Source organism: Rhodospirillales bacterium (genome assembly GCA_014323865.1).
Lineage (GTDB): Bacteria > Pseudomonadota > Alphaproteobacteria > SP197 > SP197 > SP197.
Genome location: JACONG010000016.1, coordinates 523,862 through 536,158 on the forward strand (window position 1 = coordinate 523,862; position 12,297 = coordinate 536,158).

Below are 12,297 nucleotides of genomic sequence, written 5' to 3' on the forward strand. Positions count from 1 at the left end.
CCCCGTTTCAGGCGTCGTCGCAGGAGTCGCTGATCGTCCATCATGGAACGCACCATTTACGGCTTTATCTTTCGCTATTCGAAGCGAGAGCAGATTTTCATTCTGCTCTTCACACTGCTTTCGCTGCCGTTCTATTACGTTTCCCTCGATATCCCGAAGCTGATCGTCAACAACGTTCTGAGCGAGCCGGAAACCACGGTTGAGCCTTTGGTTCCCGGCGTCTCGTCCGCGATTGCCGGCGCAGAGATGGTCGATGAACGCATGTTGGTTCTGCTGGGCATCGACATCGTCGAGTTGGAGCGGCTGACCCTGCTCGCGGTCTACAGCGGCGTGTTCCTGCTGCTCGTCGGCATCAACGGTGGCTTCAAATATTTTATCAATGTTTACAAGGGCTTGCTCGGCGAGCGCATGCTCAGGCGGCTGCGCTATCAGCTCTACAGCCGAATCATGCGGTTCCCGCTGCCTTATTTCCGGCGGGTCAGTTCGGGCGAGTTGATTCCAATGGTGACCCAGGAGGTCGAGCCGCTCGGCGGTTTCATTGGCGATGCGCTCGCGCTGCCGATGTATCAGGGCGGCCTGCTGATCACCGCGCTGGTCTTCATCTTCATGCAGGACGTATGGATGGGGCTCGCGTCGATTTCGCTCTATCCCATGCAGGGCTGGATCATTCCCAAGCTCCAGCGGCGCGTGAACCTGCTCGGCAAGGAGCGGGTCAAGGAGGTGCGCAAGGTCTCCGAGCGAATCGCCGAAACGGTCCAGGGCGTCGAGGAGATGCACGCCAACGGCATGGTGCGCTGGGAGATGGCCGAGTTCACCTCGCGCATGAGCCGGATCTTCGAGATCCGCTACGCGATCTACCGCAAGAAGTTTTTCATCAAGTTCCTGAACAACTTTCTGGCCCAGCTCACGCCGTTCTTCTTCTACGCCATCGGCGGTTACTTCGTGATCGACGGGTCGCTTTCGCTCGGCGGTCTCGTGGCCGTGCTCGCGGCCTACAAGGACCTGCCGCCGCCCTGGAAAGAACTGCTGAACCACTACCAGATCCGCGAAGACGCCAAGATCAAGTACGACCAGGTGGTGACGCAGTTTGCCCCGGCCGGGATGCGCGAGGACGAGGTCGTCGCCGGCGATGCCGAGGTTCCGAGGTTCGAGGGCGATCTCGTGGCGACCAACGTCAAGTACGAGGAAGACGGTGACACCCTGATCGACGGCTTTAACCTGGAGGTTCCGCTCGACAGCCACGTCGCAATCGTGGGTGATGCCAGCAGCGGCAAGGACCGGGCCGCCATGCTCATCGCCAGACTGGTCAATACCTCCGGAGGCAAGATCAGTTACGGCGGTGTCGAGGGTGACACCATGCCCGAGATCATCTCGGGCCGCCGGATCGGCTACGTCGGGCCGGCGACGAGCCTGTTCTCGGCCTCGCTCAAGGACAACCTGCTTTACAGCCTGCGCCAGACGCCCCAGCACGAACGCGAGCCCGAAGGCTCCGACGAGCGGCAAAAGCTTGCGCGAACCCGAAGCGAATCGATCAAGACTGCCAACAGCCCCGACGACGTCTTCGCCGACTGGGTCGACCGGTTACAAGCAGGTGCAACCGACGACGAGAGTCTGGTTGAGGCCGCGCGTCGGGCCCTGGATATCGCTGACATGGAAGAGGATGTCTACCAGCTCGGCCTGCGCGGCAGGCTCGATCCTGAAAAGAGGCCCAAGGCGGCCGAACGCCTGCTCAAGGCGCGCAAGCTGCTCGAGGAACGGCTGAAAGAGGACGTCTATCTCGGCCTGGTCGAACCCTTCGACCGGACGGCCTACAACTCGAACGCCACGGTCGGCGAGAACCTCCTGTTCGGCACGCCGGTGGGTGACGCGTTCGATCTCGAGCGTCTGCCCGAGAACGAATACGTCATGAAGATCCTGGGCGAGGTCGACCTGGTCGACGACTTCCTCAAGATCGGCCACGAAGTCGCCCAGACCATGATCGAGCTGTTTGCCGATTTGCCGCCCGACCATGAGTACTTCGCCCAGTTCTCGTTCATCTCGCTCGACGACCTGCCGGACTACCAGGCGATCCTGCGCAAGGTCGAACGCGACAGCCTTGAGGGCCTGAACGACGAGCAACGCCTGCTTCTGCTCTCGCTGCCGTTCAAGCTCGCGCCGGCCCGCCATCGCCTCGGCCTGATCGACGACGCCACCCAGGACCGCATCCTGGAGGCGCGACGCCTGTTCGCCGAGGAGTTGCCCGAAGACCTCGCCGGCGCGGTCGAGTTCTTCGACCGAGACAGCTACAACGCCGCCTCCTCGCTTCAGGACAACATCCTGTTCGGCAAGCTGGTCTACGGCCGGGCGCAGGCCCAAGCCAAGATCGGCCAGCTCATCTCTGAGGTCGTGGAATCGCTCGAACTGCGCTCGACTGTTGTGGTCGTGGGTATCGACTTCGAGGTCGGCATCGGCGGTTCGCGCCTCTCGCTGGCACAGCGCCAGAAGACGGCCATTGCGCGCGCGGTGCTCAAGCAACCTCAGGTGATCGTGCTTTCGGAAGCCACCGCTGCGCTGGATGGCTCGTCGCAAAGCACCATATTGAACAAGATACGCGAAGAGTTCCGCGGCAGGGCCGTCATCTGGATCATGCACAGGCCGAGCCAAGCCGAAGCCTTCGATCAGGTCGTGGTCATGAAGGGCGGCAAGGTGGCCGAGAAAGGGTCATACGACGAACTGATCGCCAAAAAGGCGATCTTGGCTGATCTGGTCGCTGCGGAATAGGCGGACGGCAAGGGAGAAAGCATCATGAGCCTGCAACAGGATGTCGAGCTGCTGCGCAAGATTCCCCTGTTCGCCAAGATCGAACCGAGCAAGCTGAAGCTCCTGGCTTTCACGGCCGAGCGCCTGACCTTCGGTCAGGGCGACGTGCTCTTCCGTCAGGGCGACGAAGGCGATTCGGCCTACATCATCATCGACGGTGAAGCCGACGTTCTGGTCGCCACCGACACCGGGCAGGTCACGGTTGCGACGCTCAAGACGAACGACTTCCTGGGCGAGACCGCTATCCTGTGCGACGTGCCGCGAACCGCGACGGTGCAGGCCAAGACCGACCTCGTGACGTTGATGATCTCGAAGGACCTGTTCTTCCAGCTCGTCAGCCAGTTCCCCTCCATGTCGATCGAGATCATGCGCGAACTGGCGCGCCGCGTGGAGCGCACGACGGCACAGCTGCGCGAAGTTGTCTCGCAGCGTCTGGCCTGACGTTTCGCGATGTCCGATCGTTTCCGGGGTGAGTCGTGAGCCGTCTCGACAGTGTGATCCGTCGTCTGGAGGCCCAGCGCGACTGCCTCGGTGCTGCAGCGTCGCTGATCGACGGTCGCGGCGGACCCGTTCTGGAGATCGGACTCGGCAACGGCCGGACCTACGACCATCTGCGCGAGCTGATGCCCGATCGCACGATCTACTGCTTCGACCGACAGATTGCTGCTCATCCCGACTGCATCCCCGACGATGAACACATGTTCCTGGGCGATCTCAGCGAGACCATGCCGCTGGCCGCCCAGCGCCTGGGCGCAACCACCGTGCTGGCGCATGTTGACATCGGCTCGGGCGACAAGGGTACCTCGCTGGCGCTCGGGCGTTGGCTGGCCGGTGCGCTTTTGCCGCTGCTGACCTCCGGTGCGATCGTCGTCAGCGACCAGCCGGTGCCAGGCGACGGCTGGCAGATGATCGATCTCCCAGAAGGCGTGGTGCCTGGCCGCTACCACATACAGAAGGTGTGACGGCTGTCATCGGCTCGGCGCGGACCGAGGCGGACAATGGCCTGAGATTTCGGCGGGAACCGATGTCAGGCGAGTCCACCAGTGGGCAGACAGCGCCGCCACGAATCAACCGGGCCACGCTTGATGCCCTAATCGAGATGCTGGGCACCGACAGCGTGCGCAGCGTCGTCGCGGAGTTTCTTGCCCAGGCCGCCGAGCAACGCGCATCGATTGCCGACGCCTTTGCGACGGGGGATCAAGACACGCTCTATCAATCATCACGCCCACAATCTGGTTTCGACCGCCGGCAACCTCGGTGTGAAGCGCGCCTCCCGTCTGGCCGATGCGGTGCAGAAAGCGGTTCGCGACGACGATGCCGAGGGCCTGGGCCCCGCCGTGACGGACCTGCTCGACGCGCTGGACGGCGCACTCGCGGAGTTGCCGAAGCTGGACGACGAGGCGTCGGCCGCCTGAGTCGCACGCGTCAGCCCAGGCGTTTTTCGATCGCGTTCCAGACCAGCGCCTCGAGCTTCACGCCGTCGAAACGATTGACCTCCTGAATCCCCGTCGGCGAGGTCACGTTGATCTCGGTCAGCCAGCCGCCGATCACGTCGATGCCGACGAAGACCATGCCGCGGCGGGCAAGTTCGGGGCCGATGATGTCGCAGATCTCGCACTCGCGCCGGGTCAGGGCCGAAGCGACCGGTCGTCCGCCGACATGCATGTTCGAGCGCGATTCCCCGGCTGCGGGAATCCGGTTGATGGCGCCCACCGGCTTGCCTTCGACCAAGATGATGCGCTTGTCGCCGTCGCGCACCTCGGTCAGGTACTTCTGAACAATGAGCGGCTCGCGGAACATCTGCTCGAACATCTCGAGTAGCGAGGCCAGGTTTTCATCGCTGGGCGTGATGTGGAACACGCCCGCACCGCCGTTGCCGTAGAGCGGCTTGACGATGATGTCCTCGTGTTCGTCGCGGAAGTCCCGGATGGCCTGCACCGACGAGGTGATCAGCGTGGGCGGCATGACACCCTCGAAGTGCGTGACGAAGATCTTCTCGGGCGCGTTGCGCACCTCGGCGGGATCATTCACGACCAGCGTCCTAGGCTGCAGCTTCTCGAGCAGATGCGTCGCGGTGATGTAGGACATGTCGAACGGCGGGTCCTGGCGCATCAGGACGACGTCCATTTCGGCGAGGTCCATCAGGGCGACGTTGCCGAGCGTGACGTGATCGCCCGCCTTGCGCCGCAGATGCATCGGCCGAGCGTAGGCCATCACCTTGCCGTCGCGAAAGATCAGGTCCTGGGGCAGGTAGAAGTAGACGTCATGACCCCGTTCCTGCGCCTCAAGCGCCAGCACGAAAGTGGTGTCGGCATCAATGTCGATCGCCTCGACCGGGTCCATCTGGACGGCGACGGAAAGGGTCATCTCGCAATGCCCTCGCTGGGGAAATAGAGGCCCTGCTTAGAGTGGAACAGAGCCGTTGGGAAGTCGGCGCACGCCTGCGTCAGGTCGACTTCACACGGACGTGGCTGACGACTTCCTTCACGCCCGAGATCGTGCGTGCATGGTTGACCACGCGCTGCAACTCGGACTGATCCTCGGCGATGCCGGTCAGATAGACGACGGCGCCGACGGTATCGACGTTGAAGTTGATCGAGTTGACCTCACTGTCGAACAGCAGATTGGTGCGCAGCTCAATGGAGATTCTGATGTCGTTGAGATAGCTCCCGACGCTGCCGCTGTCTGTCACCTGGAGTTCGTTGATGACCTCGACCACGCCTTCGGGCTGCCAGGCGATCCGCACTGCGTCGACGCGGTCTTCAGGCGTCGCGACTTTGCCGGTCAGCATCACGCGGCCTTCGGTGACGTTGATCGAGACGTCCTGATAGAGCTGCTCGTTGTGCATGAAGAGCTCTTCGTTGATGGCGAGCTTGATCGTGAGGTCGTCGACCTGATCGCCGAGGGTTCGTTCCTCTGCGATGGCGACACCGCCTGTCGCAGCGGACCCCACGACCAGGGCGGCGCAACCGGACAGGATCGGTGTTGCAAGGGCGGGAAAGGCAAGTATGGCGAGAATCCTAGGCGTCATGCGTCGGGTCTCCGAACTGTGCTTCAGGCCGTATACATTGGTAGTTCGTCTGGGAACAATACCACAAAAAGCGGCGGATTTATGGTCGCCATGCGTCGGGCGTATGGCGCGGCCAGCGCCAGGGGGCGACCACGACAAGGTCGTAGCGGCGGTCGAGCTGGGACAACGCTGGGTTGTGCGCGATGTAGGCTTCGAGCGCCTTGGCGATCCGGAGCCACTGGCGCAGCGTAACCGGATGTTCGTCGCCCCCGCGCCGCGCCTTGACCTCGACCGCCACGAGAAGCCGCCCCTTGCGGGCAACCAGATCGATTTCTCCCGAAGGTGCCCGCCAGCGGCGCGCGACGATGCGGTAGCCCTTGCAGGCGAGTGCGAAAATCGCCAGACGTTCGGCGCTGCGGCCCCATGCTTCTGCGATCTGCCGGTCGGATCGGTTCATGCGGCTTCTCAATTCTGCCAAGTTTGCCGATCATAGTTGTCACCGTCTTGCGCGACCAAGCGGAGAACAACAATGCATTCCAGTCCCCGTTTCCCTCGCGGCGCGTACGTCGCCCTGCCAGCCGTCCTGGCCGTCGCGATGTTCGCGCTTGCGTCCTGCATGACTTCGCCGAAACAGGATCACGGTGAGCAGGCCGCCGCTGCGGGCGCCGCACTCGTCGTTTCCGGGGAAGCGGTCGAGTCGGCCTTCAACGAGGATCCCGACAGCATCGTTATCGATCCTGTTACGGGCATCTCCGAGCCGGCCTACGGTCCGGCTGCAGGTCAGACCAGCCGTGTCGCTCTTCTACTCCCGTTGTCGGGCACGCATGCCGAGCTCGGCCATGACCTGCTGGACGCGGCGACGCTGGCCTTGTTCGACATCAACAACGGCCGCATCGATCTGATCGTCGCCGACACCCAGGGAACCGCCGAGGGTGCCGCGACGGCTGCGCGCCAGGTCCTGGCGGGTCAGCCTGATCTCATCGTCGGTCCTCTGTTTTCCCATGCGGTGAGCGCTGCTGCGCCTGTCGCCCAGCAGGCCGGCATCAACATGATCGCGCTGTCGTCGGACCTGCGGGTTGCCGAGCCAGGCGTCTATGTTCTCGGCATCGCGCCTGAGAACCAGGTCGAGCGGGTCGTCACCTATGCCGCCAATCAGGGCCATCTGCGCTTCGCCGTTCTGGCGCCCCAGAGCAACTTCGGCCAGCGCATGGCCTCGGCCCTCGAAGAGGCGGCCGCCCGCTACGGCGGTACGGTGACGGCGCGCGCCTTTTATAACATTGACGGCATCGGTATCGACGAATCGGTGCAGCAGCTGACTGCCTTCCCGGCCCGCCAGGCGGACCTGCAGGCTCAGATCTTCGAGCTGCAGCAGCGTGGCGACGAGGTTTCCATGGCGGCGATCGAACGCCTGCGGGAGACCGACGCAATCGGCGGTATCGCCTTCGATGCGCTTCTCGTACCCGAGGCTGGCTCCCTGCTGCGCCAGATCGCAGCTTATCTCGGCTACTACGATGTGAACCCCGACCAGACCCGGCTGCTGGGTCTTGAGAGTTGGAACGACGCGACGCTGATCCGCGAGCCGGTTATGAAGGGCGCCTGGTTCGCCACCACGCCCGAGACGAGCCGCGTCTGGTTCGCCGATCATTTTCTCGCAGCCTACGACGGCAACCCGCCGCGCCTGGCGACGCTCGCCTACGACGCCATGGCTCTGGCCGCGGCCCTTACCAGCAGTGGTGATGACGGCGATTTCAGCGAGCGGGCTATCACCGACTGGCGCGGTTTCGCCGGTGTTGATGGGCTGTTCCGCTTCGAGGCCGACGGGCTGCCAGAGCGCGCTCTGGCGGTCATGGAGATCTCGTCGGGCGGCGTTGTCGAGGTCTCGCCAGCGCCGACCTCCTTCGAACCGCCCACGGTGTCGCTGCTGATGCCTAACTGAGCAGGCGGGCCAGTACGGCGTTGAGGACGGGACGGCCTTTGGCCGTTGCACGAAGGCCGTCTGCGGGTCGGTCCAAATAGCCGTCGTTCACCAAACCGTCGAGCCGATCGTGATCGAGGTCGTCCTGCCAGGCAGGACCGCAGGCGCGCTCGAGATCATGCGCGCCGAGGCCGTTGGAGAGCCGGAGCCCCATCATGAGAACCTCGGCGAGGCGATCGGGCCCTTCGATCGTCTCGATCTCGGCCGTACCGTGGCCGTTGTGCCCGACCTCCTTGAGCCAGATCTCAGGGGCACGCTGCTGGCACCGGTGGACGCTCCTGCCGCCGGGCTGGTTGAGTCGTCCGTGGGCGCCGGGTCCGACGCCAGCCCATTCGCCCGACCGCCAGTAGACGGTGTTGTGGCGGCTCTCCTGACCGGGCCGCGCATGGTTCGAGATCTCGTAGGCCGGCAGTCCTGCCTTCTCGGTGCGCTCCTGGGTCAGCTCGTACATCGCGGCTTGGTCGTCTTCACACGGCAGGTCGAGCGCACCGCGACGGGCCAGGGTGTGGAACTGTGTACCCTGTTCGATGGTGAGCTGATAAAGCGACAGATGGTCGGTCTCATAGGCTAGGGTACGGTCGAGTTCCGCCTGCCAATCAGCCGGCGTCTGACCCATGCGCGCATAGATCAAGTCGAACGACAGGCGTTCGAAGACAGCGCGCGCGACCATCAGCGCCTGCTCGGCCTCGGCGAGGTCGTGGCGGCGGCCCAGCGCCCGCAGCGCATTGTCATCAAGGGCCTGCACGCCGAGCGAGACACGGTTCACGCCCGCTACGCGATAGCCCACGAAACGGTTGACCTCGACGCTGCCAGGATTGGCCTCGAGCGTGATCTCGACATCAGGGTCGACGGACCAGTGTGCAGCGATGGCGTCGAGTACGGCCTCGACCGTGGCCGGTTCCATCAGCGACGGCGTGCCGCCGCCGAAGAATACGCTGGTGACTGTGCGGCCCGGCATCTGTTCGGCCATGTGAGCCGTCTCGCGGACCAGCGCCGCGCGCCAGGCGTTGTGGTCGACCGCCTCACGGACATGGCTGTTGAAGTTGCAGTAGGGGCACTTCGACTGGCAGAACGGCCAGTGGACATAGACACCGAAGCCGGGATCGGTCGCCGCCATCAATGGAAGCCCGCAGCTCCGATCAGCTTGGCGAAGGCCCGGGCGCGATGGTTGAAGGCCTTCTTCTCCTCCATCGCCATTTCGCCGAACGTGCGGCTGTCGCCTTCGGGCACGAAGCAGGAGTCGTAACCGAATCCGTTTTCGCCGCGCGGCGGGAATTCGAGATGGCCGTCGATCCGGCCCTCGAAGGTTCGCGTCCGGCCGTCCGGCCAAGCTAGGCCTAGAACGCAATGGAAGCTTGCACGGCGGTCCGGGTTGTCACCGAGCTCACGTTCCACCCGCGCCATGGCAAGAGCGAAATCCTTGTCGGGTCCGCCCCAGCGTGCCGAGTAGATGCCCGGTTCACCGCTCAGACCGGAGACCGCGAGACCGGAGTCGTCTGACAGCGCAGGCAGCCCCGAACCGTCTGCCGCCGCGACCGCCTTAATCAGTGCGTTGTCTTTAAAGGTGTCGCCGGTTTCCTCGGGCTCGGGCAGGCCGAGTGTGTCGGCGCCGACGACATCCACCGAGAACGGCTGCAACAGATCGTCGATTTCGCGCACCTTGCCGAGATTGTGGCTGGCGATCACAAGCTTCGGTGGCAGGTCGAGCCGCTCGCTCATCAGGCCAGTCCCAAGGCCGCTTTCTGGTGGCCCACGAGTTCATCGATGCCCGCGACAGCGAGGTCGAGCAGCCGGTCGAACTCCGTGCGGCGAAAGACTGCGCCCTCGGCGGTCGCCTGGACTTCGACCAGGTTGCCCAGGCCCGTCATGACGAAGTTGGCGTCGGCACCGGCTGTCGAATCCTCGGCATAGTCGAGGTCGGCGACCGGCACGCCGTCGATGATGCCGCAGGAGATCGCCGCGACATGATCGCTCAGCGGCAGAGATGCGATGAGGCCTTCGTCGACCAGGTGCTGAAGCGCGATGTGGAGGGCGACGAAACCGCCGGTGATCGCTGCCGTGCGTGTGCCGCCGTCGGCCTGGATGACGTCGCAATCGACTTTGATCTGACGTTCGCCCAGCACCTCCAGATCGGCCACGGCGCGCAGGCTGCGACCGATCAGGCGCTGAATCTCCTGTGTCCGGCCCGACTGCTTGCCGCGGGCGGCTTCGCGATCGGTACGGGTGTTGGTCGCACGCGGCAGCATGCCATATTCGGCCGTGACCCAGCCGCGCCCCCGGTTGCGCAGCCATGGCGGTACCCGTTCCTCAACACTGGCGGTACAGAGCACATGGGTGTCACCGAATCGGGTCATGCACGATCCCTCGGCGTGTTTGGAAAAGCCTGGCTCGAGCCGGATGGTACGCAAGGCCTCGGGCGTGCGGCCGCTGGGTCGTGTCATCATGGGTCCTGTCTGGTGGCGGGGCGGACCCTACCGTTGTTTGACGGTTGCCGGAACCACCGATCGTTCGCCGTTGACCCCGACCGGGACAGCGCTTACATGCAGCCCCGTGCGGGGCGCGCCAATGTCTCGGAAAGAGGGGATGATTCAGGAACTTAACGAACGTAGCCGAGAGATCTTCCGCGTCCTGGTGGACGAATACGTCCGCACCGGCGAGCCGGTAGGGTCGCGCACGATCGCCAGGCAGCTGCCGGGATCGCTGTCGCCCGCCAGCGTGCGCAACGTCATGTCCGATCTTGAGGATGCCGGGCTGATCTTTGCGCCGCACACCAGCGCCGGTCGCCAGCCGACCGATCTCGGCCTGCGTCTGTTTGTCGACGGCCTTCTGCAGCTTGGTGATCTTGCCGCCGACGAACGCGCCGCCATCAAGGCAGCCTGCGAGGACTCGGGCCGCGCCTTCGAAGAGGTGCTGGCGTCGGCCACGGGCCTGCTCTCGGGCCTGTCGCATCATGCCGGTGTCGTCGTCGCACCCAAGCAGGAGTCGGCCTTCCGCCACGTCGAGTTCGTTTCGCTCGCCCCGGATCGGGCCCTAGTCATCGTCGTCCAGGAAAATGGCGCGGTCGAAAACCGGATCATCGAACTGCCGCCCGGTGTCACGCCCCAAGCCCTGATCCGTGCGGGCAACTATCTCTCCTCGCGGCTGGGCGGCCGCACGCTGGACGAGGCGCGCAGCCAGATCCTGGCGGAACTGGCACATCACGAAGCCGAACTCGACGCGCTTTCCGAGCGGGTCGTGACGGCCGGGCTTGCGACTTGGTCAGGTGCCAACACACCCGAGGAGCGCGCGACCCTGATGGTCAAAGGGCAGGCCAACCTGCTCGACGACGTCCGGGCACTGGCCGATCTGGAGCGCATTCGCGAGCTGTTCGACAAGCTCGACGAGGCGCACCACATGTCTCAGCTCATTGACCTGACGCAGGAGGCCGAGGGCGTCAGCATCTTCATCGGGGCCGACAACGAACTGTTCCAGCTCTCGGGTTGTTCGACGATTGTGGCACCTGTCTCCGATGAAGGCGGCCGCTTTATCGGCGCATTGGGCGTGATTGGCCCGACCCGCATGAACTACGCCCGCATCATTCCCATAGTGGACTATACTGCCAAAATCGTGGGCCGCCTGCTGAGCTGACATATGACACCACCGAACGACCCGAACAGGACCGAGATGAGTGACGAAACGAAGAAAAACCCGGAGGCCGACGAGACGGTCACGCCTCAGCCCGCCAACGACGACACCACCGTCGAGGAGGTCGTCGAGTTCGGCGGGTCGGCGTCGGACATCGCCGAGGATGGCCTGGATGCCGACGACGGTCTGGTGATCGACGAGATCGCTACGGATGACGATGATTCTTCGGACGACAACGATGCCGGGCGCATTGCCGAGCTCGAGGGCCAGGTCGCCGATCTGACCGACCGCCTGCTGCGTGCCGCCGCCGAGATGGAAAACGTGCGCAAGCGGGCTCAGAAGGATCGCGAGGATGCCAGCAAGTTTGCGACCTCGAAGTTCGCCGAGGACATGCTTGCGGTGGCCGACAACCTCAACCGGGCGCTCGAAGCCGTGTCCGGCGAAGACCGCCAGGGCGGCTCCGCCAAGGGTCTGGTCGAGGGTGTCGACCTGACCATGCGCGCGCTCAACGGCGCCTTGAGCCGTCACGGCATTGAGATGATTGAAACCGCCGGTGCGCGTTTCGATCCCAACCTGCATCAGGCCATGTTCGAGACCGAAACGAACGACTTCGAGCCCGGCACGGTGATGCAGGTGCTGCGTTCGGGCTACATGATTCACGGCCGCCTGCTGCGCCCGGTCATGGTCGGTGTTGCCAAGGCGCCGAAGGAGGATGCCTCCTCAGAGGCGTAGCGCGAACAGGTTGGCGAGCGCCCGACGTCGGTGACATCGAGGCCGTCTGGCCGCGCTTTGAGCCAGCGGCGTTCGCTCATGTGACGGGCCAATGCGGCGTCGAGATGGGAGCGCTCCGATCCGTCCTCTGCGCATCGTGCGATCAGGCCGCCGCCAG

General features: G+C 64.3%; 13 protein-coding genes. 7 read left to right on the forward strand and 6 right to left on the reverse strand.

Annotation, left to right across the window (positions count from 1 at the left end; all coding sequences use genetic code 11):
• The first annotated feature begins 42 nt into the window (after positions 1-42).
• The 4 genes from GDA49_11475 (at position 43) to GDA49_11490 (ending at position 4,214) form a co-directional block, all read left to right on the forward strand.
• The gene (locus tag GDA49_11475; protein ID MBC6441002.1) at positions 43-2,760 is read left to right on the forward strand and encodes an ABC transporter ATP-binding protein; all 2,718 of its coding nucleotides are present in this window, start codon (positions 43-45) and stop codon (positions 2,758-2,760) included.
• A gap of 24 nt (positions 2,761-2,784) precedes the next feature.
• Positions 2,785-3,240 carry a Crp/Fnr family transcriptional regulator gene (locus GDA49_11480; GenBank protein MBC6441003.1) on the forward strand — a complete coding sequence of 152 codons (456 nt, stop codon included), beginning with the start codon at positions 2,785-2,787 and terminating at the stop codon, positions 3,238-3,240.
• Between the two features lie 35 nt (positions 3,241-3,275).
• On the forward strand, positions 3,276-3,761 hold the full coding sequence (locus GDA49_11485) for a hypothetical protein (protein ID MBC6441004.1): 486 nt from the start codon (positions 3,276-3,278) through the stop codon (positions 3,759-3,761).
• 210 nt (positions 3,762-3,971) lie between these two features.
• A complete protein-coding gene (locus GDA49_11490; GenBank protein ID MBC6441005.1) occupies positions 3,972-4,214 on the forward strand; it encodes an Hpt domain-containing protein in 243 nt (80 codons plus the stop codon).
• Positions 4,215-4,224: 10 nt separating this feature from the next.
• On the opposite strand, the gene gshB is transcribed toward GDA49_11490, so the two are convergent.
• The 3 genes from gshB to GDA49_11505 form a co-directional block, all read right to left on the reverse strand.
• Complete coding sequence (gshB, locus tag GDA49_11495) at positions 4,225-5,166, reverse strand: glutathione synthase (GenBank protein ID MBC6441006.1); 942 nt, start codon at positions 5,164-5,166, stop codon at positions 4,225-4,227.
• Positions 5,167-5,245: 79 nt separating this feature from the next.
• On the reverse strand, positions 5,246-5,830 hold the full coding sequence (locus GDA49_11500; GenBank protein MBC6441007.1) for a BON domain-containing protein: 585 nt from the start codon (positions 5,828-5,830) through the stop codon (positions 5,246-5,248).
• A gap of 79 nt (positions 5,831-5,909) precedes the next feature.
• Entirely contained in the window at positions 5,910-6,266 is a 357-nt protein-coding gene (locus tag GDA49_11505) for a YraN family protein (protein ID MBC6441008.1), read from the reverse strand.
• A gap of 72 nt (positions 6,267-6,338) precedes the next feature.
• Between GDA49_11505 and GDA49_11510 the strand changes: the two genes are divergently transcribed.
• Positions 6,339-7,745, forward strand: a complete 1,407-nt coding sequence (locus tag GDA49_11510) for a penicillin-binding protein activator (protein ID MBC6441009.1) — start codon at positions 6,339-6,341, stop codon at positions 7,743-7,745.
• Here the strand turns inward: GDA49_11510 and GDA49_11515 are convergent.
• Genes GDA49_11515 through rph form a run of 3 tightly spaced genes read right to left on the reverse strand, consistent with a single transcriptional unit; the run spans position 7,738 to position 10,228 of the window.
• Positions 7,738-8,901, reverse strand: a complete 1,164-nt coding sequence (locus GDA49_11515) for a coproporphyrinogen III oxidase (GenBank protein MBC6441010.1) — start codon at positions 8,899-8,901, stop codon at positions 7,738-7,740. The genes GDA49_11510 and GDA49_11515 overlap by 8 nt on opposite strands.
• Positions 8,901-9,503: an RdgB/HAM1 family non-canonical purine NTP pyrophosphatase gene (gene rdgB / locus GDA49_11520; protein MBC6441011.1), complete on the reverse strand. Its 603-nt coding sequence runs from the start codon at positions 9,501-9,503 to the stop codon at positions 8,901-8,903. The genes GDA49_11515 and rdgB overlap by 1 nt, the downstream gene beginning before the upstream one ends.
• Positions 9,503-10,228, reverse strand: a complete 726-nt coding sequence (gene rph / locus GDA49_11525) for a ribonuclease PH (GenBank protein ID MBC6441012.1) — start codon at positions 10,226-10,228, stop codon at positions 9,503-9,505. Before rph ends, rdgB begins: the two co-directional genes overlap by 1 nt.
• Positions 10,229-10,367: 139 nt before the next feature.
• On the opposite strand from rph, the gene hrcA reads away from it, so the two are divergent.
• Together hrcA and grpE are read left to right on the forward strand one after the other, a co-directional pair.
• Positions 10,368-11,411 (forward strand): heat-inducible transcriptional repressor HrcA, encoded by a 1,044-nt coding sequence (gene hrcA, locus GDA49_11530; protein MBC6441013.1) that lies wholly within the window; start codon positions 10,368-10,370, stop codon positions 11,409-11,411.
• Between the two features lie 36 nt (positions 11,412-11,447).
• Positions 11,448-12,140 (forward strand): nucleotide exchange factor GrpE, encoded by a 693-nt coding sequence (grpE, locus tag GDA49_11535; GenBank protein MBC6441014.1) that lies wholly within the window; start codon positions 11,448-11,450, stop codon positions 12,138-12,140.
• Positions 12,141-12,297 lie beyond the last annotated feature (157 nt).